Here is a 23891-nt window from a genome sequence, read left to right on the forward strand (position 1 = left end):
TCGTCCCGGCGACGTAGGCTGGCCGGCGTGACCATCAGCTCCACCGAGACGGACCTCGGCCGGACCCGGCGCGCCCGGCGGATCGGCCGGGCGCTGACCGAGGCGCACCCCGACGCGCACTGTGAGCTCGACCACTCCAACGCGTTGGAGCTGGCCGTCGCCACCATCCTCTCCGCGCAGTGCACCGACAAGAAGGTCAACGAGGTCACCCCGAAGCTCTTCGTCCGCTACCCGACGGCGGCGGCCTACGCCGGCGCCGACCGGGCGGAGCTGGAGGAGCTGATCCGGCCGACCGGCTTCTACCGCAACAAGACGGACTCGCTGATCAAGCTGGGCCAGGCCCTGGTCGAGCGGTACGACGGCAGGGTCCCCGGCCGGCTGGCCGACCTGGTGACGCTGCCCGGGATCGGCCGCAAGACCGCCAACGTCATTCTCGGCAACGCCTTCGACGTCCCGGGGATCACCGTCGACACCCACTTCCAGCGGCTCGTGCAGCGCTGGAAGCTGACCGCGCAGACCGACCCGGTGAAGATCGAGCACGAGATCGGCGCGCTCTTCCCCAAGCGCGAGTGGACCATGCTCTCGCACCGGATCATCTTCCACGGCCGGCGGGTCTGCCACGCCCGCAAGCCGGCCTGCGGGGCCTGCACGCTGGCGAAGCTCTGCCCGTCGTACGGGACCGGGCCGACCGAGCCGGCCGCCGCCGCGAAGCTGCTCAAGGGCCCCCGGGCCCGGGACCTCGCGGCCGCCGCCGGGGTCGACCCCGAGCTGGTGCCCCGGCAGGCCGTCGCCGCGGAGGTGCCGTGAACCGGCGGCTGGCTGCCCTGCTCGTCCCGGCGGTGCTGGCCGTCGCCGGCTGCACCGCCACCGGTCAGGGCAGCGCCACCACCCCGACCGCCCGGGCCGAACGCCCCTCGCCGTTCGCCGACTGCGCGACGCTGACCCGCCCGCCGGCCACGGCCGGTGCCGCCACCCCGTCAGGTGCCGCCGCGCCGGCCGCCAGCGGAGCCGTCGGGGCGGGCGGTGCCGGGGCGGTGCTGCCGGGCCTGATCCTGTCCTGCTTCACCGGCGGCACGCCGGTGGCGCTGCGGGACGTCCGGGGCCCCGCCGTGGTCAACGTCTGGGCCTCCTGGTGCCCGCCCTGCCGCAAGGAGCTGCCCGCCTTCCAGCGGCTCAGCGAGCGTGCGGCCGGCCGGCTCCAGGTGATCGGCGTCAACAGCCGGGACACCCGCAGCGCCGCCCAGTCCATCGGCGAGGACTACGGCATCCGCTTCCCGATGCTGTTCGACCAGGGCGAGGCGCTGCAACGGGAGCTGGGGCGCAACGCCCTTCCGCTGACCCTCCTCGTCGACGCGCAGGGCCGGGTACGCCACACCGACGCCACCGGCGCCCTCGACGACGCCCGGCTCGCCGCGCTGGTCCGGCAGCACCTCGGCGTGGAGGTTGCCGCATGACCCGCCCGCCGGCCTGGATCGACCCGCTGCTCGGCCGGCTCGGCACCGCCCGGGTGGAGGACTTCACCCGGCTCACCACCCCGGAGGAGGGCGGCCGGGAGAGCGCGGTGCTGGTGCTGCTCGGCGAGGAGCCCGGCGTCGGCCCGGACGTGCTGGTGCTCCAGCGGGCCGCGACCCTGCGCAACCACGCCGGCCAGCCGGCCTTCCCCGGCGGCGCGGCCGACCCGGAGGACGCCGACGCCTCCGCGACCGCGCTGCGCGAGGCGAACGAGGAGGTCGGCCTCGACCCGGCCAGCGTGACCGTGCTGGCCGAGCTGCCCAGGCTGTGGATCCCGGTCAGCGACTTCGTGGTGACCCCGGTGCTGGCCTGGTGGCACGCGCCGCACCCGGTGCACCCCCGGGAGCCGGCCGAGGTCGCCCACGTCGCCCGGCTGCCCGTCGCCGAGCTGGTCGACCCGGAGAACCGGATGCGGGTACGCCATCCGAGCGGCTGGATCGGGCCCGCCTTCTCCGTGCGCGGCATGCTGGTCTGGGGCTTCACCGCCGGGGTGCTCGCCACGCTCCTCGAGATGGGGGGCTGGGCGCGTCCCTGGCCGCGCGGCCGGGTGATCGAACTGCCGCCCGTCGGGGCCACCCCGGCGCCCTCCGCCGGCACCGACGAGGTCGACGAGATGGCTGGCCCGCTGACCTGACCGTCACGTTCCGCAAGCGCAACGCCCCGGTCGTGCCCGGTGCCCGTACCCTTGACGCGTGTCCGTCGTGGATCTCGTCCTGCTCCTGCTCATGCTCGTGTTCGCGATCAGCGGATACCGCCAGGGCTTCGCCATCGGGGCGCTCTCGCTCTCCGGCTTCTTCCTGGGCGCGCTCCTCGGCCTCCAGGTCGGCCCGATCTTCGCCCGGCAGTTCGTCGACAGCGGCACCCGGGTACTGATCTCCCTGGTCGCCGTCTTCGGGTTGGCCGTGCTCGGGCAGGCGCTCGCCGGTTGGCTCGGCTCGCACCTGCGCAGGACGATCACCAACGACGTGGCGAAGCGGGCCGACGACATCGGCGGCGCGTTCGTCTCGCTCTTCGCCGTGATGCTGGTGGCCTGGCTGGTCGCCGTCCCGCTGGCCTCCTCCCCGCTGCCCTGGCTGTCCGCCTCGGTCAAGAACAGCGCGCTGCTGACCGTGGTGGACCGGGTGCTGCCCGACCGGGCCCAGGAGCTCTCCACCGCCCTGCGCGACACGGTGGACACCGACGGCTTCCCGGACGTCTTCAACGGCCTGGGCCGCACCCAGGCGCGGCAGGTCTCCCCGCCCGACCCGGCCCTCGCCGGCTCCCAGGTGGTGGCGAACAGCCAGCGGTCGGTGGTCAAGGTGCTGGGTTCCGCGCCGAGCTGCGCGCGCCGCATCGAGGGCTCCGGCTTCGTGTACGCCGACGACCGGGTGATGACCAACGCGCACGTGGTGGCCGGCACCCGCTCCGTCGCCGTGGAACTGCGCGGCGAGCGGTACGACGGCGAGGTGGTCGTCTACGACCCGGACCGCGACCTCGCCGTGCTGCACGTGCCCGGGCTGCCCGGCCCGTCCCTGCGCTTCGCCGCCGGGCAGGCCGGCAGCGGCTCGGACGCGATCGTGCTCGGCTTCCCCCTCGACGGCCCGTACGACGCGCGGCCGGCCCGGGTGCGCGACGTCGACCGGATCACCGGGCCGGACATCTACTCCTCGGGCGACGTGACCCGGGAGATCTACACGATCCGGGCGCTGGTCCGCAGCGGCAACTCCGGCGGCCCGCTGGTCTCCTCCAACGGCCTGGTGCTCGGCGTGATCTTCGCGGCGGCGGCGGACGACCCGAACACCGGTTTCGCGGTCACCGCGGCGGAGGCGCGGTCGGTGGCGTTGGAGGGCGCGGAGCGTACCCGTGGGGTGGGCACGGGCGACTGCACCTGAGCCCCGCCGCGGCGGCCGGGTGACCGCGGCCGGGGTCAGCTCCGGGCGCGGGCGGCGGCCACGTCCCCGCCCGACGGGGTGACCCCGGGCAGCCGCGCCCGGCCCCAGTTCAGCGTCCGGTCCAGCGCCGCCCGGGCCATCACCGCCACGCAGGTGCCGCCGTTGACGAAGGACGCCACCACGTCGCTCGGGTGGTGCATGCCCCGGTACATCCGGGTCAGCGCCACCCCGACCGGCACCAGGACCAGCAGGGCCCACCAGGTGACCTTGGCGGCGGTGCTCCTCGCCCGCAGCGCCAGCAGCAGCGCGATGCCGACGTAGAGCGCCACCGCCGCCGAGGTGTGCCCGGACGGGAAGCTGGAGGTGGGCGGCGAGACGTCCATCTGCTCGACGGCCGGGCGACGCCGGTCGATGGCCATCGTGGTCAGCAGGAAGACCAGCGCCTGGGCGCTGACCGCGGCGCACAGGAACAGCGGCTCCCGCCAGCGGTGCAGCACCAGCCGCAGGACCAGCGCCGCCACCACGGTGACCAGGACGACCACCTGGGTGCTGGCGAGCGTGCTGAACACCAGCGAGACGTCGTTCCAGCCGCCGGTGCGGTCGGCGGCCAGTTCCCGGTTGACCGCGTCCTCCACGGTGAACGGCCAGACCCGGTCCAGCACCCGGGTGACCAGCACCCCGAGCAGGACCATGAAGGCGAGCAGCAGGGCCACCGGCACCAGCACCCGCTTGACGACCTGCACCGCGAAGTCGGACATGGGCCGCCCATTACCCCCGCCGGGCCACAACTACGCGTCGGGCTCGTTCCGGCCGTCGGCCAGCTCCGGTTGCACGCCCTCGGCGGCGGGCCGGGCGGCGGGCCGGCCGGTCCGCTCCCGCCACGTGGTGAACGCGGCGGAGGTCGCCACCACCACCGCCACGCCGAGCAGCCAGCCACCCAGCACGTCGCTGGTCCAGTGCACGCCGAGCGCCACCCGACTCAGCCCGGTCACCCCGGCCACCAGCACCGCCGCCACCCAGAGCGCCACCCGCGCCGGCGTCCGGCCCCGGGCGTACGGCAGGAAGACCAGCAGCAGCACGCCGGCGGCCAGGGTGGCGTTCAGCGTGTGCCCGGACGGGAAGGCGAAGCCGGCCGCCCGGGCCACCGGGTCGAGCAGATCCGGCCGGCTCCGGCCGACCAGCAGTTTCAGCAGCGCGCCGAGCAGCCCGCCGACGGTCATCGTGGTGACCACCCAGAGGGCCAGCCGGCGGGCCCGGCGGGTCCACAGCCAGACCACCAGGGCCAGCGCCGCCACCCGCAGCGGCCCCGGGCCGAAGAGGTTGGTCCACCCGTTCATCGCCCGCACCCAGGCGGGGTGGTCGACGGCGTAGCGGTACAGCGCGTCGGTCACCACCGCGTCCAGGTGGTGCAGCGGCGGCCAGGCGCCCACCACCAGCACGGCCAGCAGCGCGAACGGCACCAGCACCAGGAACGCCGCCGCCGAGGCCAGGGTCAGCCGCAGACCCAGCGAGTGGTCGCGGTCCAGGCGCCGACCCCGCCAGGAGCGGGTCGACGGGCGTACGGAGGTGCGCTGGCCGGAATTGCTCATGGCGTCAGCTCTTACCCAGCGAGGTGGCCGATCAGGCCGGGTCAGCGGCCCCAGAGACGGAACCGGCGGATCATCAGCGCGGTGCCGGTGACCAGGGCGACGAGGATGGCCACGCCGGTCCAGAGCCGGCGCGGCGCGGTGTCGTCCTCCGCGCCGGCCGGCTGGGCGGACCAGCGGGTGTGCTGCCGGGGCGCGGTGAAGCCGAGCGGCTCGGAGCCGGTGCCGCCGGCCTGGGCGTCGTCGGTCGACCCGGGTGCCGGGCCGAAGCCGACCACGCCGGGGGAGGCCTGGTCGTCGAGCGGGTTGCGGTGCACCAGCGGCACGTCCGCGGTCACCGCGGCCACCGGGTCGACCAGGCCGTACCCGAAGCGGTCGTCCCGACCGGTGGGGCCGATGTCCTTCGCGGTGGTCAGCAGCCGGTTGACCACGTCCCCGGCGGACATCTCCGGGAACCGGGCGCGCACCAGCGCGGCGGTCGCCGCCACCAGCGGTGCGGCGAAGCTGGTGCCCTGCACCCCCCAGTAACCGTCCGGTGGACGGGCCCCGACCAGGCGGGTGGCCGGTGCGGTGAGGGTGGTGGCGTGCCCGGTGATCGAGCCGGACCACAGGTTCTCGCTGCTGCCCTCCAGCCCGGCCACGGCGATCACGCCGGGCTCCCGGGCCGGGTACCAGACCTTGGGGCTGGACGAGGTGGCGAGGTTGCCGGTGCAGGCGACCACGACCACGTCCCGGGCGAAGGCGTAGTCGAGCGCGGCAGCCAGCGCCGGGCTGTCGCCGCTGCCACCGAGGGACAGGTTGATCACGCGGGCGCCGTTGTCGACCGCCCAGCGCACCCCCTTGGCGACGATCATCGCGTCGTCGTAGCGGTTCTCGTCGTCGAGCACCCGGACGGGCAGGATGCGGGCACCCGGGGCCAGCCCGGCCACGCCCTTCCGGTCGTCGTTGCGCCCGGCGATCAGGCTGGCCACCGTGGTGCCATGACCCACCGGGTCCGGCTCGTCGGCGCCGGCGGGGGAGACCAGGTCGATGCCGGGCAGCACCTGGCCGGCCAGATCCGGGTGGGCGGCGTCCACACCGGAGTCGATCACCGCGACGGTGACCCCCCGGCCGGTGGAGGCGCTCCACGCGGTGCTGGCCCGCAATTCATTGAGCTGCCACTGGTCGTCGCGGACCCGGTCGGCCCGGGCCGTGGTCTCGAGCGGGACGAAACCCGGCTCGGCCAGCGGCGCGCCGGCGGCCCGCGCGGCGACGGCGACCGGTCGGGACGGGGCGGCCGACGCCGGTGGTGGCACCGCGCCGACGACCGTCACGGCGGTCGCCGCGACACCGAGCAACGCCCGGCCGGCGAACCGGTTGAGCGCAGTCGGGGAGCCGTGCCGAACCCTGGTCACATCCTCCGCCATTCATCGTCCATGACACGTGCTGCTCGGCAGATTACCGGTTTTCCCCTCCCCGGCGGGGCGTTCCGCCGGACACGCTCACGGTGGGGGCAGATGTGCCAACTGGAGCAGGCGTACGCCCTCACGCCGGGTGACCAGCCGGCCCCGCCCGGGCGGCAGCGGCCCGGGACGGACCTGCCCGACAAGCGGTCCCTCGTCCGGGCTGCCGCTCATCACCAGCCCGGCGGTGGAGAGTTCGCGCAGCCGCTGCACGATCGGCTCGTACTGGGCCCGGGCGGCACCGCCGGAACGGCGGACCAGCACCAGGTGCAGCCCGATGTCGCGGGCCTGCGGCAGGTGCTCCTCCAGGCCGCGCAGCGGGTTCGCCGGGCCGCTGGACACCAGGTCGTAGTCGTCGACCAGCACGAACAGCTCCGGCCCCGACCACCAGGACCGCTCCCGCAGCTGCGCCGGGGTCACGTCCGGCCCGGGCAGCCGGGCCCGCATGTAGCCGGCGACCGACTCGACCAGCTCGGCGGTGTGCGCCGCCGCGCTGCCGTACCCGATCACGTGCGGGTCGTCGATCAGGCTGTACAGGCTGCGCCGGTAGTCGACCAGGATGATCCGGGCCTGCTCCGGGGTGAACCGGTTGATGATCGAGGTGGCCAGTGCGCGCAGGAACGAGGACTTGCCGCACTCCGCGTCGCCGAAGACGACGAAGTGCGGCTCGCTGGCGAAGTCCACCGCCACCGGGCGCAGGTCCGCCTCGGCCACGCCGATCGGGAAGGCCAGCCCGGTGGCGGCGGAGGTGTCGAGGTCGGCGTAGGGGAGCACCGGCGGGAGCAGTCGCACCCGCGGGGCGGGCGGACCGGACCAGGCTCCGGCGACCGCCTTCACCAGGTCGGCCGGCTCGGCCCCGGCCAGCTGGGGCAGCGCGGTGAGGAAGTGCAGGCTCTGCGCGGTGATGCCCCGGCCGGGTGACTTCTCCGGCACGCCCGCCGCGGCGACCCGCTTCACCGCCGAGTCCGCCGGGTCGCCGAGGCGCAGCTCCAGTCGGGAGCCGAACAGGTCCCGGATGGCCGGCCGGAAGTCCATCCAGCGGACCGCACTCGCCACCACGTGCACCCCGTACGACAGGCCGCGGGTGGCCAGGTCGGTGACCAGTGGTTCCAGGTCGTCGTACTCGCCGCGCAGGGTGGCCCAGCCGTCGACCACCAGGAAGACGTCGCCGAACGGGTCGACGGTCGGCTGGCCGGCCCCCGCCAACCCGGACCGGCGTTGCCGCCAGGCCGCCATCGACTCGACGCCCAGCTCGGCGAAGCGGCGCTCCCGCTCGGCGAGCAGGGTGGCGATCTCACCGATGGTCCGGCGCACCACGGTCGGGTCGGACCGCCCCGCCACCTGACCGACGTGCGGCAGGTCGCGCAGCGCGGCGAGCCCGCCACCGCCGAAGTCCAGGCAGTAGACCTGGGCCTCGGCCGGCGTGTGGGTGAGCGCCAGCGCGCAGACCAGCGTACGGAGCAGGTGCGACTTGCCGCTCTGCGGCCCGCCGACCACCGCCACGTGCCCGGCCGCGCCGTCCAGCGCCAGCCAGAGCAGGTCGCGGCGCTGCTCGAAGGGCTTGTCCACCACGGCCACCGGCACCTGGAGCGCGCCGTGCAGCTCCGGGTTGGCCACGGTGAGGCCGCGCTGCGGGTCGATGGCGGCCGGCCCGAGCAGCTCGTCCAGGGTGGGCGCGGTGTCGAGCGGGGGCAGCCAGACCGGGTGCGCCGGCGGGCCCTGCCCGGCGAGCCGGCCGACCAGCACGTCGAGCAGTTTCTCCGTCTCCTCCTCGACGGCGGGCAGCGCCGGGGTGGCCGGCTCCGACACCGGCACCAGGTGGGTGGAGAAGGTGAGCAGCCGGGTGCTGCCGCCCGCGCCGCCGGCCGCCGCGCCGCGCCGGCGGACCGGCCCGGAGACGTACGCGGCCTTGAACCGGACCAGCGGGTCGGTGCCGGCGCGCAGGTAGCCGTGCCCGGGCGAGCGGGGCAGCTCGTGCGCGTCCGGCACCCCGAGCACCGTCCGGGACTCCAGCGCCGAGAAGGTGCGCAACCCGATCCGGTACGACAGGTGGGTGTCGAGCCCCCGCAGCCGCCCCTCCTCCAGGCGCTGGCTGGCCAGCAGCAGGTGCACCCCGAGCGACCGGCCCAGCCGTCCGATCTGGACGAACAGGTCGATGAAGTCCGGCTTGGCGGAGAGCAGCTCGGAGAACTCGTCGCAGATCAGCAGCAGCGAGGGCAGCGGGGCCAGCGGAGTGCCAGCGGCCCGGGCCCGCTCGTAGTCGCGCAGGCTGGCGAAGTTGCCGGCCCGGCGCAGCAGCTCCTGGCGGCGCATCAGCTCGCCGTTGATGGCGTCCACCATCCGGTCCACCAGCGGCAGCGCGTCGGCCAGGTTGGTGATCACGGCGGCGGTGTGCGGCAGCCGGTCGAAGGAGGCGAAGGTGGCGCCGCCCTTGAAGTCGACCAGCACGAAGTTGAGCTGTTCCGAGCTGTGCGTGGCGGCCAGGCCGAGCACCAGGGTGCGCAGCAGCTCCGACTTGCCGGAGCCCGTCGCGCCGATCAGCAGGCCGTGCGGACCCATGCCGTCCTGCGCCGACTCCTTCAGGTCCAGCTCGATCGCGCCGCCGTCGGCACCGACCCCGATCGGCACCCGCAGCCGGTCCCGCCCCGACCGGGGCGCCCAGCCCTGCTCGGCGGTGAAGCCCTCCGGGTCGCCGATGCCGAGCAGCTCGGGCAGGCCCAGCTCGGCCCCGGGCGCGGTCTCGCCCCCGCGTACGGTGGTGGCCAGCCGCAGCGGCGCGAGCCGGCGGGCCACCGCCTCGGCGTCGGCGACCTCCAGCCGGTCGGCGGTGCCCACCTCGGCGTGCCCCTCGGCCGACCGGGAGTGCAGCCGGTCGCCGCGCAGCTCCAGCAGGAGGGCGAAGCGGTCGAGCAGCCGTGGCGGCGGGGTGTCCAGGTCGATGACGGTGACCGCGTCGATGCCGCCGTCCCCGGCCAGGTCGGTCGCCCCGGTCAGGTCGCCGCCGTCGAGCAGGACCACCACGTGCGGCCCGTCGGTGGCCGGGCCGGCCGGGCTGAACCGGGACCGGCTGGCCAGCACCTCGTCGAGCAGGCGTTCCAGTTCGGCGGCGGAGCTGGTGACCAGCCGGACCGGGCCGAGCGCGTCGGTGCGGCCGGGGTGGTGGGCGTGCGGCAGCCACTTGACCCACTCCCAGAGCGCCCGCCGCTCGGGCCCGGCGCAGACCGCGATGAGCAGTTCGTCCGGGGCGTGGAAGACGGCGAGCTGGGTGAGCATGGCCCGGGCCAGCGCCTGCGCCCCGGGCGAGCCGGTGCCGCCGCGCGCGTCCCCGGCCTCGCCGCGGACGAAGACCCGGGCGAAGCTGCGCATCGACAGCGCCACCGGCAGGTCCGGCACCACCGAGTACGCGTCGAGGAAGCGCCGCAGCGCCCCCGCGGTCATCGGTTCCAGCTCCTCCAGCGGCCGGGTGACCGGGGGGATCAGGGGCGTCGCCAGGGTCTGCGGGCCGACGGCCACCCGGACCACGGCGAAGTCCGGGTCACCCGGCCGGCGCTCCCAGACCCGGTGGCTGTCGACGGTCGACCAGAGCCGGCCCGGATCCGGGTGCCGGTAGAAGAGCCCGGCCCGCTGCTGGCCGGCCGTCTGCCGGACCCGGCGGCGCAGCGCGGCCAGGTGCCGCAGGTACTCGCGGCGGGCGGCCATCATCTCCGACTTCTTCGGGGTGCCGGCGGCGCTGCCCCAGGAGGTCACCAGCATCGCCACCGAGGAGAGCCCGAACATGCCGCCCACCACGTACGAGTAGGCGCCGCCGCCGCGGCCGAACATCATCGCCATCGCCACCGTGCCGCCCAGCATGGGCAGCACCATCAGCGCCTGCTGCCAGCGGCCGCCGGTCACCGCGGGGATCTCCGGCGGCGCCTCGACGGGCAGCTCACCGACCGGTATCTCCGGCGCCGGACGGCGCGGCGGTCGTTTGATGACGACAGTGGACACTGACCCTCCAAGGTGGCGCTCGGTAACCCGAGCCTGGCTCATGGTAGGTAAAGTCCTGTCGTCCGTCAGCCACCGCTCCCGCTCGATATGGAGATCAGTCGATGACTACCGGGCTGGCAAGGGTCACCATCAGCGCCCCGCAACGACGCGTCGACGTGGCCCTGCCGGAGCAGGTGCCCCTCGCCGAGCTGCTGCCCGAGGTGCTGCGGCACGCCGGCGAGGGGCTGGCCGACGACGGCGAGCGGCACGGCGGCTGGGTGCTGCGCCGCACCGACGGGGCGGTGCTGGCGACCGCGCAGGCGCTGCTCCCGCAGGGGGTGCGCGACGGCGAGGTGCTGCACCTCGTGCCGGCCCACGCCGAGTGGCCCGAGCTGGAGTACGACGACGTGGTGGAGGCGATCGCCGACGGCGCCCGCCGGCGCGGCAGTGCCTGGTCCCCGGCCGCCACCCGGGCCGCCGCGCTCGCCGGTGCCGCCGTGCCGCTGGCCGTCGGACTGGTCGCCGTCCTGGCCGGCGGGCCGCAGCACCGGGCCGGCTGGCCGCTGGCGGTCACCGTCGCGCTGCTGCTCGCGCTCGCCGGCACGGTCGCCTCCCGCGCCTACGGGGACGGCCCGACCGGCGCCACCCTCGGTGGGTACGCGCTGCCGTACGCCGCGGCGGCCGGCGCCCTCGCGGTCAGCTCCGGCGACCCGGTCGGTGAGTTCCGGCCGCTGCCCTGGCTGGGCGCCCCCGAGCTGCTGGCCGGCGCGGTGGCGCTGCTGCTGGTGTCGGTGCTCGGCCTGCTCGGCACCGCCACCCGGCTGCGGGTCTTCGTGGCCGGCGCGACCCTCGGCGCGGTCGGCGCGGCGGCCGCCCTCGGCGGGCTGCTGCTCGGGCCGGCGGAGACCGCGGCGGTGCTGCTCTGCGTGCTGGTCTTCGCCCTCGGCGGGCTGCCGCTGCTGGCGATCCGGCTGGGCAAGCTGCCGCTGCCGCCGATCACCCTGCCCACCGGCCCGACCGGCGGCCCGGACGGCGTGCGGGACCTGCCCGACCGGGCGCGGGTGCACGCGGCGGTGGCCCGGACCGAGGAGATGCTGACCGGGATGCTGATCGGGCACGGCGCGCTGGCGCTCGCCGCGGCGCTGGTGCTCGGCGTGACCGGTGGGCTGGCCGGGCGGCTGCTGGTGGCCGTCGTCTCGGCGGTGCTGCTGCTGCGGTCCCGGCTCTTCGTGGCGGTCCGCCACCGGGTGCCGCCCGTGCTGGCGGGGCTGGCCGGGTTCGCGGTGCTCGGCGTGGTGCTGGCCGCCGGAGCCGGCGATGCGGGGGTGCTGGCGCTGACCGTGGGCGGGCTGCTGGTGGCGCTCACCGCCGTGGCGGCCGGCACCACGTACGCCCGGCGGCCGGTGTCGCCGTACGTCGGTCGGGTGGCCGACCTGACCGACACCGCGCTGGTGGTCTCCGTGGTACCGGTGGCCTGCGCGGTGCTGGGCCTCTACGACGCCGCGCGCGGCCTGCTCGGTTAGGGCTCTGACACCGGCCCTGAGCGGACGACGAAGGGCCCGGGGTGAACCCGGGCCCAACGTGGCGGTGCTGGTCAGTGCGCGGTGTCGCCGCGCTCCTCCGCGTCCTTGGCCCGCTGGTACGACGCGTGGATCTCGGCCTCGGCCTCGACCCGGCCCACCCAGGTGGCGCCCTCGACCGACTTGCCCGGCTCCAGGTCCTTGTAGACCTCGAAGAAGTGCTGGATCTCCAGCCGGTCGAACTCGCCCAGGTGGTGGATGTCGCGCAGGTGCTCCTGGCGCGGGTCCTCGTAGGGCACGCAGAGGACCTTGTCGTCGCCGCCCTTCTCGTCCGTCATCCGGAACATGCCGATGGTGCGGCAGCGGATCAGGCAGCCCGGGAAGGTCGGCTCGGGGACGAGCACCAGCGCGTCCAGCGGGTCGCCGTCCTCGCCGAGGGTGCCCTCGATGAAGCCGTAGTCGGCCGGGTACTGGGTCGACGTGAAGAGGGTGCGGTCCAGCCGGATCCGGCCGGTCACGTGGTCCACCTCGTACTTGTTTCGGTGACCCTTCGGGATCTCAACCGTGACGTCGAAATCCATCTCCCACGCTCCCTCGTCTGCCCACGCTGGCTGAACGGAACCACAGACGCCCCCGGTACGGGTGATTGGCCACCCACCGGCTCCGGACGCCGCATAGTCTTCGGACCGAAGTAGTGTCACCCAGGCTGGTTCCGGAGGCGGGAGGAGGGGGTCGTGGGGAGGGAAGATTCACACTACCGCCCGGAGGGGGTTGACGGGCGCGGGTCCGGTGGATCCGCGAGCGGGCGCATGCCGGTGCCCGGTGTGCACCCGTCCGACCGTTCTGCACCGCCCGGGCCCGGCGCCGGGCAGCCGCCGTCGGGGCCGGTTCCGCCGGCCTGGCCGGGCGATTCCCGCAACACCGGCCGGTTCCCCGAGGTGAACCCGCCCGGCCGTCCCGCCGCCGGCTCCGCCCGCGTGCCGTCCGGGCCGCCGCCGGCCGCCGGGTCGGCCCGGGTCCCGCCGCCGACCTGGGACGCCCCGGCCACCGGGCCCGGCCAGGTGCACCGCGCCGGCCAGGGCCACGTCTACGGCGCCGCGCCGGTCTCGCCCCCGTCGGGTCCGGTCTCCCCGGCCGCCGGCTCCGTGCCCGTCTCCCCGCCGCCGGCGGGCGCCGGGCCGCTGGCTCCGCCGCCCCCCGCGCCGCGCCGGCGTCGCCGGCTGCTGCCGGTGGCGGCGCTCGCCACGGTGCTGCTGCTCGCGCTGGCCGGGGTCGCCGTGGTGCTCCGCCCCGGGCCGGTCGCCGGGTGGCTGGGCGACGACGCCGCCGGACCGGCCGCCGCCGCTCAGGCGCCGGAGCCGGACCCGTCGCCGGTGCTCGCCGGCCCGGACGCCAACGCCCCGCTGCCCACCGCCGCCGGGGTACGCGCCGCCGTGGAGCCGCTGCTCGGGGCCGCCGCCCTGGGCAGCCGGGTGAACATCTCGGTGGCCGACCTGACCACCGGGCAGTCCATCTACGCCCGGGGCGGCGACGACGGCACGGTGCCCGCCTCGGTGACCAAGCTGGCGACCGGTGTGACCGTGCTGGAGGCCCGGGGCCCCGGGTACCGCATCCCCACCCGGGCGGTGGCCGGGGCGAACCCGGGCGAGGTGGTGCTCGTCGGTGGCGGCGACCCGACCCTCGCCGTGGACGGCAAGGGCTTCTACCCCGGTGCGGCCCGCCTCGACACGCTGGCCAAGCAGGTGAAGCAGGCGCTCGGCGGCACCGCTCCCACCAAGGTCGTCGTCGACTCCTCGCTCTTCCCCGGCCCGGTGCACGGCCCCGGCTGGGACGACGACATCCCGACCGGCGGCTACGGCGCGTCGATCACCGCGCTGATGACCGACGGCGCGCGCAGCGACCCCGAGGCGGCCCGGAAGACCTTCGACGACACCCACGGCGCGGCCGAGCGGGCCCCGGAGCCCGACCTGACCGCCGGCCGCTCCTTCGCCCGGCTCCTCGGCCTCGGCGGGGACGCCCAGGTCACCCGGGGCACCGCCCCACCGGCCGGGGGCGGGGCCGCGGCCAGCGGCGCCCCGGCGCCCGGCACCGAGCTGGGCAAGGTCGAGTCGCTGCCGATGATCCGCCTGGTCGACATCATGATCAGCGACAGCGACAACGTGATCGCCGAGGCGCTGGCCCGGCAGGTGGCGCTGGCTCGCAACCAGCCGGCGAGCTTCGTCGGCGGGGCGGCGGCGATGGACGAGGTCATCGGCGAGCTGGGCCTGCCGGCCGGCGAGATCAGCCTCTCCGACGGCAGCGGGCTGTCCCGGAACAACCGGATCAGCCCGTCCCTGCTCACCGACCTGATCGCGCTCGCCGGCAAGGGCGACCACCCGGAACTGGGCGCCATCTTCGGCGGCCTGCCGGTCGGCGGGTGGTCCGGCACCCTGGGTGACCGTTACCGGGTCGACGCGACCGAAGCCGGTGCCGGGGTGGTCCGGGCCAAGACCGGCACGCTGACCGGGGTGCACGCCATCGCCGGACTGGTCACCACGGCCGAGGGGCGGCTGCTCACCTTCGCGGTCCTCACTGACCGGGCCCCGGCCGGCGACTCGGACGTCAGCCGTCAGGCCCTCGACCGGATCGCCGGTGCCCTGGCCGGCTGCGGCTGCCGCTGACCCGGACCGCCGGAGCCCCTGCTCGCACGCCGGGCCGGGGTGTTCCGGCGCGGGTACGGTGGGTGCATGGCGCAGTTCGTGGACTGGGATCTGGCCGCCGCGACCGCGGGGGCGCTGGGCAAGTCGGGCCCCCGGGTGTCGTACGCCGAGGCCACCGACGTGGTCGTCGACCTGCGACGGCTCACCGAGGAGGCGGCCGGGCACGTCGCCGACTACACCGGGCTGCGCTCGCAGGTGACGCACCCGCCGGTGCGGGTGGTGGACCGCCGGGACTGGGCGGCCGCCAACATCGCCGGCCTGCGCGAGGTGATCACCCCGCTGGTCAACCGGCTCTCCGGCGACAAGCGTCCCGGGCCGCTCACCGAGGCGATCGGCTCCCGGCTGACCGGGATGCAGGCCGGCACGGTGCTCGCCTACCTCTCCGGCCGGGTCCTCGGCCAGTACGAGGTGTTCTCCGCCGACCCGGGGCAGCTGCTGTTGGTCGCGCCGAACATCGTCGAGGTGGAGCGGAAGCTGGAGGCGAACCCGCGCGACTTCCGGCTCTGGGTCTGCCTGCACGAGGTCACCCACCGCACCCAGTTCACCTCGGTGCCCTGGATGCGGGCGTACTTCCTCGGCGAGGTGAACGCCTTCGTCGACGCCGCGCAGGGCAACGAGCACCTGCTGGAGCGGCTGCGCCGGGGCGTCGCCACCCTCTCCGACGCGATCAAGGACCCGGAGAGCCGCACCAGTGTGCTGGACATCGTGCAGACTCCGGCCCAGCGGGCCGTGCTGGACCGACTCACCGCGCTGATGACCCTGCTGGAAGGGCACGCCGAGTTCGTGATGGACGGCGTCGGCCCGCAGGTCATCCCCAGCGTGGAGCGGATCCGGGCGGGGTTCAACCGACGCCGCGAGGCCGGCAACCCACTGGAGAAGGCGATTCGCCGGCTGCTCGGCGTCGACGTCAAGATGCGCCAGTACGCCGAGGGCCGCAAGTTCGTGCACGGCGTGGTCGACCGGGTCGGCATGGACGGCTTCAACAAGATCTTCGGCTCCCCGCTGACCCTGCCCCGGCTCAACGAGCTGGGCGACCCGGACGCCTGGGTGGCCCGGGTGCACGGGCCGGCCGGCGCCACCCCGACCGCCGGCTGAGCGGACGGCCGTGGCCGCCCTCGCCCCGCCGGTCGCCGCGATCCGGATCGCCGTCCGCCGCGCGCTGACCCCGCTGCCGGCCGACGGGCCGGTGCTGGTGGCCTGCTCCGGCGGGGCCGACTCGCTCGCGCTGGCCGCCGCGACCGCCTTCGTGGCGCCTCGGCTCGGCCGGCGGGCCGGTCTGGTGACCGTGGACCACGGGTTGCAGGAGGGCTCGGCCGGGCGGGCCGAGGCGGTGGCCCGGTGGGCCGTCGAGGCCGGTCTCGACCCGGTCGAGGCGGTGCCGGTGACCGTGGCCGGACGCCCCGGCGGCCCGGAGGCGGCCGCCCGCGAGGCCCGCTACCAGGCGCTGGTCGACGCCGCCCGGCGACACCGCGCGGCGGCGCTGCTGGTCGGGCACACCCGCGACGACCAGGCCGAGACGGTGCTGCTCGCGCTGGCCCGGGGTGCCGGACCGCGCGGACTGGCCGGCATGCCCGAGCGCCGCGAACTGGACGGGGTGCCGCTGCTGCGCCCGTTGCTCGACGTCACCCGGGACGACACCCGCAAGGCGTGCGCCGCGCTCGGGCTGACCCCGTGGGAGGACCCGCACAACGCCGACCCCTCGTACGCCCGCGCCCGGGTGCGCGCCGACGTGCTGCCGGTGCTGCTGCGGGCGCTCGGCCCGGGGGTGCTGGACAACCTGGCCCGGACCGCCCGACTGGTGGCCGCCGACACCGCCGCCCTGGACGACCTGGCCGCCGCCGCGCTCGCCGCCCCGGCCGGGGTACGGGCCGTCGACGGTGGACTCTCCGTGGCGGCCCTGGCCGCGCTGGCCCCGGCGGTGCGTACCCGGGTGCTGCACGCCTGGGCCCGGGAACTGGGCGCTTCTCCAGCGGCGCTGTCGCACCGGCACGTGGCCGCGTTGGACGCGCTGGTCACCGACTGGCGCGGGCAGGGCGCGACGCACCTGCCGGGCGGGCTGCGGGTGGCCCGCCGCGCCGGCCGTCTGCTCCGGGTCGACTGAGGCAGGGCCGTGGCCGCCGGTCGATCGGGTGACGATTTCCGAGGAGGTCCGACGGCGGGTCGTCCCGGTTCCCGGGTTCCGATCACGGGGGAGGCGAGGCGGGCCCTCCCCGGGAGCCGCCGGAGGCGGTAGACATGGCGGATGGCGTACCCGCGACAGCCGCTCTTCGCCCCGAACGGTGCCGTCGCGACCAGCCAGCCGCTCGCGGCGGCCGCGGGTCTGGCCGTGCTGCGGCGCGGCGGCAACGCCGTCGACGCCGCGCTGGCCACGGCGATCGCGCTCACCGTGGTGCAGCCGCCCTCCAACGACATCGGTGGTGACCTGTTCGCGATCGTCTGGGACGGCGAGCGGCTGCACGGGTTGAACGCCTCCGGCCGGTCCCCGGCCGCGCTGACCCGGGAGGTGGTGCTCACCGCGACCGCAGGGCGCGCGCCGGCGGCGGTGGACGCGCTCGGCGGCGCGCAGGCGCGCGGTCCGGCGATGCCGGCCCGGGGTTGGCTGCCGGTGACCGTGCCCGGCGCGCCGGCCGGCTGGCGGGACCTGCACGACCGGTTCGGGTCGCTGCCCTTCGCGGACCTCTTCACCGACGCGATCTCCTACGCCGAGCACGGCTACCCGGTCGCCGCCGGCACCGCCGCCACCTGGGACCGGGCGCTGGCCGCGCGGGTCGAGCCGGGCGGCGAGGAGTACGCCGAGTTCGACCGGGTGTTCACCATCGACGGGCGGGCGCCGCGCCCCGGCGAGCGGTGGCGCAACCCGGACGCCGCCCGCACCCTGCGCCGCATCGCCGAGACCGGCGCGGAGGACTTCTACCGGGGCGACATCGCCGCCGCGCTCGACGCCCACGCGGCCCGCACGGGTGGCCTGCTCACCGGCGACGACCTGGCCCGGCACGCCGGCACCTGGGTGGACCCGGTCGGCGCCCGCTACCGGGGGCACGAGGTCTGGGAACTGCCGCCCAACGGGCAGGGGATCGCCGCCCTGCTCGCGCTGAACATCCTGGACGGCACGGACCTCGCCGCGCTCGACGCCGGGGAGCGGCTGCACCGCCAGATCGAGGCGGTCAAGCTCGGCTTCGCCGACGCCCACGCCCACGTGGCCGACCCGGAGCGGGCCCCGGTGCCGACCGCCGCCCTGCTCGACCCCGGCTACGCGGCGGCCCGGCGGGCCCTGGTCACCGACCGGGCCGGCGACCCGGTGGCCGGCGACCCGGAGCGCGGCGGCACCGTCTACCTGTGCACCGCCGACGCGGGCGGGATGATGGTCAGCCTGATCCAGTCCACCTACCTGGCGTTCGGTTCCCGGGTGGTGCTGCCCGGGCACGGCTTCGCGTTGCAGAACCGGGGCCTCGGTTTCCGTCTCGACCCGGCGCACCCGAACGTGGTCGGGCCGGCCAAGCGGCCCTTCCACACGATCATCCCGGGCTTCCTGACCCGCGACGGCGCGCCGGTCGGCCCGTTCGGCGTGATGGGCGGGCACATGCAGCCACAGGGGCACGTCCAGCTCGTCTCCGCCACCCTGGACGCCGGCCTCGACCCGCAGGCCGCGCTGGACGCTCCCCGCTGGTACTGGCACGCCGGCCGGACCCTGCTGGTCGAGCCGGCACTGGCGGCGGTGCCCGGCCTGGTCGCGGGGTTGCGCTCGCGGGGGCACGAGGTCACCGTCGCGGAGGAGCCTTCGGTCTTCGGGTACGGGCAGGCGGTGTGGCGGGGTCCGTCCGGCGGGTACGTGGTGGGGTCGGAGTCGCGGGTGGACGGGGCTGCGGTCGGGTTCTGATCTTCGGTTGCCGGGTGGTTCTGGCGCTTTCGGTTCGTCGGGGGCGGGGTGGGGTTTCGCCGGAGCCCGACCCGCTCCGGGCGGTCAGGCTTGATCCCTGCGCGGGTCGGGCTCCGGCGAAACCCGGGTGGCCGAGCTGGGTGGGTCCCGCCGGTCGGGTGGGTGGATCTTTTGGTGGTCGCGGTGGTCGCGGTGGTTGGAACCAGCCTTCTCCGCAGGTCCGTAGCCCGCGGGGTGGGCGCGGTCGTTCCGGTCGTGGCGGGGGCTGGTGGCCGTGGGGCTGGTTGCGGTCGACGTGGGGCTGGGTGTGGGTCAGGTGGTGGTGGTGACGCGGTCGCGGAAGGTGGTGCGGTAGGCGTGCGGGGTGGTGCCGACGCGGCGGGTGAAGTGGTGGCGTAGCGCGGCGGCGTCGCCGAAGCCGGCCCGGTCGGCGACGGTGTCGACGCTGAGCTTGGTCTCCTCCAGCAGCCGGCGGGCCAGCAGCACGCGCTGGTTGGTGAGCCAGTCGTGCGGGGTGGTGCCGGTCTCGGCCCGGAACCGGCGGGCGAAGGTCCGCGCCGACATGCCGGCCCGGGCGGCCAGTTCGTCCACCGTGGTCGGCCGGTCCAGGTGCCCGATCAGCCAGCTCAGCACCGGCTCCAGCGTGGGGGCCTCCGGCGTGACCGGGATCGGCGCCTCGACGTACTGGGACTGGCCGCCGTCGCGGTGCGGGGGGACGACCATCCGGCGGGCCAGCCGGGTGGCGATGGCGGAGCCGTGCTCCTGGCGTACCAGGTGCAGGCAGGCGTCGATGCCGGCGGCGGTGCCGGCGCTGGTGAGCACCCTCCCGTCGGCGACGTAGAGCGAGTTGCACCGGACCCGGGCCGCCGGGTGGCGGCGTTGCAGCTCGTCGACGTACCGCCAGTGGGTGGTGCACTCGCGTCCGTCGAGCAGCCCGGCGGCGCCCAGCACGAACGCGCCCGAGCAGACGCTGAGCAGGTACGCCCCCCGGTCGGCCGCCCGGCGCAGCGCGTCCAGCACCGGCTCGGGCACCGCGCAGCCCTGGCTGTGCGCCGGCACGGCGACCAGGTCGGCCTCCTCGACCGGGCCGAGGTCGGCGTGCGGGGTCAGCCCGAAGCCGGAGGAGGTGCGGACGGGGCCGCCGTCGGCGGTGCAGACGGCAAACCGGTAACCGGGGAACCCGTCCGCCGTGCGGTCGGTGCCGAAGACCTCGGCGAGCACGCCGAGCTCGAACGGGGCGACCTTGTCCAGCGCGAGGACGGCGACGGATCGGAGCATGTGACGAGGGTAACCCCGCCGGTGGCAGGAAATCGAGGGGCAATGGCATTTCTGCCACTGTCCGGCTCCTCGTGGCGGACGGAAACTGGTACCAGTCCGGTGCGCACCGGCGGCGATAACACTCCAAACAACGCGAAAGCGAGCGCCGCCATGGAACTCCTGCTGCTTCTGCTCTTCCTCGTCGGTCTGGCCGTCGCCTCGGCCGCCGGCCTCACCGCGGACAGCCACGACTCGGCCGACTGGAAGCCGACCGACCAGGGCCGCCGCTGGCAGTCCCGCACCTGCTGAGGTGATTGGTCCGGATTGCCGAAAAAATCCCTGGCGGGACCGCTCCAAAAGGGGCGGCCCCGCCGACGGAGGCCAGCCGGCGTACGGCAGGCTAGGAGTCATGGCTGACGGCTCCTGGTACGACGCCGACATCGATCACGTGATCATCTCCGAGGCGCAGATCCGCGAGAAGACCGCGGAACTGGCCAAGCAGGTCTCGGCGGACTACGCCGGCGTCGAGGACGGACTCCTGCTCGTCTGCGTGCTCAAGGGCGCGATCATGTTCATGGCCGACTTCGCCCGGGCGCTGGGCCGGAACGGTCCGCCGGCCGAGCTGGACTTCATGGCCATCTCCTCGTACGGCCAGGGCACCACCTCCTCCGGCGTGGTCCGCATCCTCAAGGACCTGGACCGGGACATCGCCGGCCGGCACGTGGTGGTGGTCGAGGACATCGTCGACTCCGGGCTGACCCTCTCCTGGCTGCTGCGCTACCTGGAGTCCCGCTCCGCGGCCAGCGTCGAGGTGGTCGCCCTGTTCCGCAAGCCGGAGGCGGTGAAGGTCCCCGTCCCGGTGAAGTACGTCGGCTTCGACATCCCGACCGAGTTCGTGGTCGGCTACGGCCTCGACTTCGGCGAGCGCTACCGCGAGCTGCCCTACGTCGGCGTGCTTAAGCCGGAGGTCTACGCCCGGGCCTGAGCCCCTCGCCGGCCGGGTCCGCTCCCGCCGCCGGCCCGGCGGTGGTCCCGTCAGGCCGGGCCGAGAGCTGCTCGTATCGGTGTCCATCGAGCGGACGTTCAGCGGGCTCTCAGCAAATCGGACTACGGTAGGTGCCGGTGGCGTGGAGGCAATCTCCACGCCCGACCCCTCGACTGGTGTGTGACCGGCGGTCGGGTGGCCGGGTGCGGAGCTCCCGCCACGCCGGCTGAACCCCGGTTCGCCGTCCGCGTAAGTGCTGGGCTCAGAAGCTCACTCCTGGCGCACACGGTGTACCGTCGAATGACCGCGGCGCGGCAGTTGGCGCGCCTCGGGGTCGAGGCCGGCCCGCACGGCGGCTCGGCGCCGCCAACGCGGCGACACCATTCAGACGGTCAGGACGTCGATCAGGAGGATGCGGGCGTCTCGGCGCTCGACAACAGCATGGAACGTACGCGTTTCTTCCGCCGACCGGTGGTCTGGATCATCCTGGTCATCCTCGGCGCCGTTGTGCTCAGTCAGCTGTTCACCGCTGGTCCCAGCTACCACCGCGTGGACACTTCCGTTGCGCTCGACCAGCTCCACACTGCCAAGATCAACAAGGTCGTCTTCCAGGACAAGGAGCAGACGCTCCAGCTCAACCTGGCCGAGAAGGCCAAGTTCGGCGACACCACGACCGACCGTATCGAGGCCCAGTTCCCGTACGAGGTCGGCGACGAGGTCTGGAACGACGTCCTCGCGGCGAAGGCGGCCAACCGGGTCACCGGCCCGGCCGACGCCAAGGTGTCGTCCGACAGCATCTGGGTGAGCCTGCTGGTCAACCTGCTCCCGATCGCCCTGCTGGTGCTCCTGCTGATCTTCTTCATGTCGCAGATGCAGGGCGGCGGCTCCCGGGTGCTCAACTTCGGCAAGTCCAAGGCGAAGATGATCACCAAGGACACGCCGAAGACCACGTTCGCGGACGTGGCGGGGGCCGAGGAGGCCGTCGAGGAGCTGCACGAGATCAAGGACTTCCTGCAGAACCCGGCGAAGTATCAGGCCCTGGGCGCCAAGATCCCCAAGGGCGTGCTGCTCTTCGGCCCGCCCGGTACCGGTAAGACGCTGCTCGCCCGCGCGGTGGCCGGCGAGGCCGGGGTGCCGTTCTACTCGATCTCCGGTTCCGACTTCGTGGAGATGTTCGTCGGTGTCGGCGCCAGCCGGGTCCGCGACCTCTTCGAGCAGGCCAAGGCGAACGCCCCGGCGATCGTCTTCGTGGACGAGATCGACGCCGTCGGCCGGCACCGTGGCGCCGGCATGGGCGGCGGCCACGACGAGCGCGAGCAGACCCTCAACCAGCTGCTCGTCGAGATGGACGGCTTCGACACCAAGGGCGGGGTCATCCTGATCGCCGCCACCAACCGGCCGGACATCCTCGACCCGGCGCTGCTGCGCCCGGGCCGCTTCGACCGGCAGATCCCGGTGGACGCCCCCGACATGGAGGGCCGCAAGGCGATCCTGCGGGTGCACGCCAAGGGCAAGCCGTTCACCCCCGACGTCGACCTCGACTCGGTGGCCCGGCGTACCCCCGGCTTCAGCGGCGCCGACCTCGCCAACGTGATCAACGAGTCGGCACTGCTCACCGCCCGTAAGGACCAGCGGGCGATCACCAACGACTCCCTGGAGGAGTCGATCGACCGGGTGATCGCGGGTCCGCAGCGCCGGACCCGGGTGATGAGCGACCAGGAGAAGAAGATCACCGCGTACCACGAGGGTGGCCACGCGCTGGTCGCCTGGGCGCTGCCGCACGCGGCGCCGGTGCACAAGGTGACCATCCTGTCCCGCGGCCGCTCGCTGGGCCACACCCTGGTCCTGCCGACCGAGGACAAGTACACCCAGACCCGCGCCGAGATGGTCGACACCCTGGCGTACGCGCTGGGTGGCCGGGCCGCCGAGGAGTTGGTCTTCCACGAGCCGACCACCGGCGCCGGCAACGACATCGAGAAGGCCACCCAGCTGGCCCGCGCGATGATCACCCAGTACGGCATGAGCTCCAAGCTCGGTGCGATCAAGTACGGCACCAGCGGCGACGAGCCGTTCCTCGGCCGCAACATGGGCCACGAGCGGGACTACTCCGACGTGGTGGCGGCCGAGATCGACGGCGAGATGCGGGCCCTGATCGAGCTGGCCCACGACGAGGCCTGGGAGATCCTGGTGGAATACCGGGACGTCCTGGACAACATCGTCCTGGAGCTGATGGAGAAGGAGACCCTCTCCACCGCCGACATGGCCCGGATCTGTGCCCGGGTGGCGAAGCGTCCGCCGATGGCCCCCTACAACGGCTTCGGCAAGCGTCAGCCCTCCACCGAGCCCCCGGTGCTCACCCCGGCCGAGAAGGACAAGCTCAAGGCCCAGGCGCAGGCCGACGGCGCGTCGGTCGGCGGCTCGAACAACTCGGACGGTACCCACTGAACACGGACGCTGCGGCCAGCCCCGAGAACTCGGGGCTGGCCGCCTCGTCGACCGAGCCCGACGGCGACGAGGCCCTGGACTACGTCGCGGCCCGGCTGATCAGCGGCAAGCTGACCGGCCGTCCGATCGAGGACACCATGGACCTCGCCCGGATCGAGAAGGCCGTCCGCGAGATCCTCATCGCGGTCGGGGAGGACCCCGACCGGGACGGACTCCAGCAGACCCCGGCCCGGGTGGCCCGGGCGTACGCGGAACTCTTCGCCGGCCTCCGGGTCGACCCGGCCCAGGTGCTCAGCACCACCTTCGAGGCCAACCACCAGGAGCTGGTGCTCGTCCGGGACATCGACGTGATGAGCCTCTGCGAGCACCACCTGCTGCCGTTCCGGGGCAGCGCGCACATCGGCTACATCCCCGGGCCGGACGGCCGGATCACCGGGCTGTCCAAGCTGGCCCGGCTGGTCGAGGTCTTCGCCCGCCGCCCGCAGGTCCAGGAGCGGCTCACCTCGCAGATCGCCGACCTGCTGATGAGCAAGCTGGCGCCGCGCGGCGTCGTCGTGGTGCTCGAGTGCGAGCACATGTGCATGGCGATGCGCGGCATCCAGAAGAGTGGCGCCAAGACCATCACCTCCGCGGTGCGGGGCACCCTCCAGCACGACGCGAAGTCGCGGGCCGAGGCGATGGCCCTGATCATTCCGCGCTGACCCGTAGCATCCCGACCGGCCGCGTCG

19 protein-coding genes are annotated in these 23891 nt (G+C 74.8%); 13 read left to right on the forward strand and 6 right to left on the reverse strand.

Features of this window, described 5'->3' with window-relative positions:
- The first annotated feature begins 27 nt into the window (after nucleotides 1-27).
- From nth to ACTMTB_RS00345, 4 genes are read left to right on the forward strand one after another with little or no spacing between them, the layout of a single operon-like run.
- Entirely contained in the window at nucleotides 28-807 is a 780-nt protein-coding gene (gene nth, locus ACTMTB_RS00330) for an endonuclease III (protein WP_441141961.1), read from the forward strand.
- Nucleotides 804-1454 (forward strand): TlpA family protein disulfide reductase, encoded by a 651-nt coding sequence (locus tag ACTMTB_RS00335; protein WP_441141962.1) that lies wholly within the window; start codon nucleotides 804-806, stop codon nucleotides 1452-1454. The genes nth and ACTMTB_RS00335 overlap by 4 nt, the downstream gene beginning before the upstream one ends.
- On the forward strand, nucleotides 1451-2146 hold the full coding sequence (locus ACTMTB_RS00340; RefSeq protein WP_441141963.1) for an NUDIX hydrolase: 696 nt from the start codon (nucleotides 1451-1453) through the stop codon (nucleotides 2144-2146). Before ACTMTB_RS00335 ends, ACTMTB_RS00340 begins: the two co-directional genes overlap by 4 nt.
- Before the next feature lie 58 nt (nucleotides 2147-2204).
- A complete protein-coding gene (locus tag ACTMTB_RS00345) occupies nucleotides 2205-3383 on the forward strand; it encodes a MarP family serine protease (protein ID WP_441141964.1) in 1179 nt (392 codons plus the stop codon).
- 35 nt (nucleotides 3384-3418) lie between these two features.
- Here the strand turns inward: ACTMTB_RS00345 and ACTMTB_RS00350 are convergent, their stop codons facing one another.
- The 4 genes from ACTMTB_RS00350 to eccCa form a co-directional block, all read right to left on the reverse strand.
- A complete protein-coding gene (locus ACTMTB_RS00350) occupies nucleotides 3419-4141 on the reverse strand; it encodes a phosphatase PAP2 family protein (protein WP_441141965.1) in 723 nt (240 codons plus the stop codon).
- A gap of 30 nt (nucleotides 4142-4171) precedes the next feature.
- Nucleotides 4172-4972, reverse strand: coding sequence for a phosphatase PAP2 family protein (locus ACTMTB_RS00355; protein ID WP_441141966.1), 801 nt, complete (start codon nucleotides 4970-4972; stop codon nucleotides 4172-4174).
- A gap of 41 nt (nucleotides 4973-5013) precedes the next feature.
- The gene (gene mycP, locus ACTMTB_RS00360; RefSeq protein ID WP_441141967.1) at nucleotides 5014-6375 is read right to left on the reverse strand and encodes a type VII secretion-associated serine protease mycosin; all 1362 of its coding nucleotides are present in this window, start codon (nucleotides 6373-6375) and stop codon (nucleotides 5014-5016) included.
- A 75-nt stretch (nucleotides 6376-6450) separates the two neighbouring features.
- Nucleotides 6451-10401 (reverse strand): type VII secretion protein EccCa, encoded by a 3951-nt coding sequence (eccCa, locus tag ACTMTB_RS00365; RefSeq protein ID WP_441141968.1) that lies wholly within the window; start codon nucleotides 10399-10401, stop codon nucleotides 6451-6453.
- Nucleotides 10402-10502: 101 nt separating this feature from the next.
- On the opposite strand from eccCa, the gene eccD reads away from it, so the two are divergent.
- Nucleotides 10503-11903 carry a type VII secretion integral membrane protein EccD gene (gene eccD / locus ACTMTB_RS00370; RefSeq protein WP_441141969.1) on the forward strand — a complete coding sequence of 467 codons (1401 nt, stop codon included), beginning with the start codon at nucleotides 10503-10505 and terminating at the stop codon, nucleotides 11901-11903.
- A 71-nt stretch (nucleotides 11904-11974) separates the two neighbouring features.
- Here eccD and ACTMTB_RS00375 read toward each other — a convergent pair whose 3' ends face one another.
- Entirely contained in the window at nucleotides 11975-12481 is a 507-nt protein-coding gene (locus tag ACTMTB_RS00375) for an inorganic diphosphatase (RefSeq protein ID WP_280837316.1), read from the reverse strand.
- Nucleotides 12482-12709: 228 nt separating this feature from the next.
- Between ACTMTB_RS00375 and dacB the strand changes: the two genes are divergently transcribed.
- The 4 genes from dacB to ACTMTB_RS00395 all read left to right on the forward strand — a co-directional run bounded on the left by dacB (nucleotide 12710) and on the right by ACTMTB_RS00395 (nucleotide 18476).
- On the forward strand, nucleotides 12710-14560 hold the full coding sequence (gene dacB, locus ACTMTB_RS00380; RefSeq protein WP_441141970.1) for a D-alanyl-D-alanine carboxypeptidase/D-alanyl-D-alanine endopeptidase: 1851 nt from the start codon (nucleotides 12710-12712) through the stop codon (nucleotides 14558-14560).
- A gap of 66 nt (nucleotides 14561-14626) precedes the next feature.
- Nucleotides 14627-15694, forward strand: coding sequence for a zinc-dependent metalloprotease (locus ACTMTB_RS00385; protein ID WP_441141971.1), 1068 nt, complete (start codon nucleotides 14627-14629; stop codon nucleotides 15692-15694).
- 10 nt (nucleotides 15695-15704) lie between these two features.
- Complete coding sequence (gene tilS, locus ACTMTB_RS00390) at nucleotides 15705-16700, forward strand: tRNA lysidine(34) synthetase TilS (protein ID WP_441141972.1); 996 nt, start codon at nucleotides 15705-15707, stop codon at nucleotides 16698-16700.
- A gap of 141 nt (nucleotides 16701-16841) precedes the next feature.
- The gene (locus ACTMTB_RS00395; RefSeq protein WP_441141973.1) at nucleotides 16842-18476 is read left to right on the forward strand and encodes a gamma-glutamyltransferase family protein; all 1635 of its coding nucleotides are present in this window, start codon (nucleotides 16842-16844) and stop codon (nucleotides 18474-18476) included.
- Nucleotides 18477-18788: 312 nt separating this feature from the next.
- On the opposite strand, the gene ACTMTB_RS00400 is transcribed toward ACTMTB_RS00395, so the two are convergent.
- Nucleotides 18789-19754 (reverse strand): GlxA family transcriptional regulator, encoded by a 966-nt coding sequence (locus ACTMTB_RS00400; protein ID WP_441141974.1) that lies wholly within the window; start codon nucleotides 19752-19754, stop codon nucleotides 18789-18791.
- A gap of 150 nt (nucleotides 19755-19904) precedes the next feature.
- Between ACTMTB_RS00400 and ACTMTB_RS00405 the strand changes: the two genes are divergently transcribed.
- The 4 genes from ACTMTB_RS00405 to folE all read left to right on the forward strand — a co-directional run bounded on the left by ACTMTB_RS00405 (nucleotide 19905) and on the right by folE (nucleotide 23864).
- Entirely contained in the window at nucleotides 19905-20042 is a 138-nt protein-coding gene (locus ACTMTB_RS00405) for a hypothetical protein (protein WP_210774141.1), read from the forward strand.
- Between the two features lie 100 nt (nucleotides 20043-20142).
- Nucleotides 20143-20718, forward strand: coding sequence for a hypoxanthine phosphoribosyltransferase (gene hpt / locus ACTMTB_RS00410; RefSeq protein WP_179802179.1), 576 nt, complete (start codon nucleotides 20143-20145; stop codon nucleotides 20716-20718).
- A gap of 441 nt (nucleotides 20719-21159) precedes the next feature.
- Nucleotides 21160-23163, forward strand: a complete 2004-nt coding sequence (gene ftsH, locus ACTMTB_RS00415; RefSeq protein ID WP_441141975.1) for an ATP-dependent zinc metalloprotease FtsH — start codon at nucleotides 21160-21162, stop codon at nucleotides 23161-23163.
- A gap of 35 nt (nucleotides 23164-23198) precedes the next feature.
- Nucleotides 23199-23864: a GTP cyclohydrolase I FolE gene (gene folE / locus ACTMTB_RS00420; RefSeq protein ID WP_210774414.1), complete on the forward strand. Its 666-nt coding sequence runs from the start codon at nucleotides 23199-23201 to the stop codon at nucleotides 23862-23864.
- The last annotated feature ends 27 nt before the right edge of the window (nucleotides 23865-23891 follow it).

Source organism: Micromonospora sp. L32, assembly GCF_052068055.1.
Taxonomy (GTDB): domain Bacteria; phylum Actinomycetota; class Actinomycetes; order Mycobacteriales; family Micromonosporaceae; genus Micromonospora; species Micromonospora purpureochromogenes.

Coding starts and splice junctions, on each gene's coding strand:
- hpt (WP_179802179.1), top strand. CDS start 20,143: ATGGCTGACGGCTCCTGGTACGACGCCGACATCGATCACGTGATCATC.
- ACTMTB_RS00375 (WP_280837316.1), bottom strand. CDS start 12,481: ATGGATTTCGACGTCACGGTTGAGATCCCGAAGGGTCACCGAAACAAG.
- ACTMTB_RS00395 (WP_441141973.1), top strand. CDS start 16,842: ATGGCGTACCCGCGACAGCCGCTCTTCGCCCCGAACGGTGCCGTCGCG.
- dacB (WP_441141970.1), top strand. CDS start 12,710: ATGCCGGTGCCCGGTGTGCACCCGTCCGACCGTTCTGCACCGCCCGGG.
- ACTMTB_RS00400 (WP_441141974.1), bottom strand. CDS start 19,754: ATGCTCCGATCCGTCGCCGTCCTCGCGCTGGACAAGGTCGCCCCGTTC.
- ACTMTB_RS00340 (WP_441141963.1), top strand. CDS start 1,451: ATGACCCGCCCGCCGGCCTGGATCGACCCGCTGCTCGGCCGGCTCGGC.
- ACTMTB_RS00350 (WP_441141965.1), bottom strand. CDS start 4,141: ATGTCCGACTTCGCGGTGCAGGTCGTCAAGCGGGTGCTGGTGCCGGTG.
- ACTMTB_RS00385 (WP_441141971.1), top strand. CDS start 14,627: ATGGCGCAGTTCGTGGACTGGGATCTGGCCGCCGCGACCGCGGGGGCG.
- ACTMTB_RS00355 (WP_441141966.1), bottom strand. CDS start 4,972: ATGAGCAATTCCGGCCAGCGCACCTCCGTACGCCCGTCGACCCGCTCC.
- ACTMTB_RS00405 (WP_210774141.1), top strand. CDS start 19,905: ATGGAACTCCTGCTGCTTCTGCTCTTCCTCGTCGGTCTGGCCGTCGCC.
- mycP (WP_441141967.1), bottom strand. CDS start 6,375: ATGGCGGAGGATGTGACCAGGGTTCGGCACGGCTCCCCGACTGCGCTC.
- eccD (WP_441141969.1), top strand. CDS start 10,503: ATGACTACCGGGCTGGCAAGGGTCACCATCAGCGCCCCGCAACGACGC.
- ftsH (WP_441141975.1), top strand. CDS start 21,160: ATGGAACGTACGCGTTTCTTCCGCCGACCGGTGGTCTGGATCATCCTG.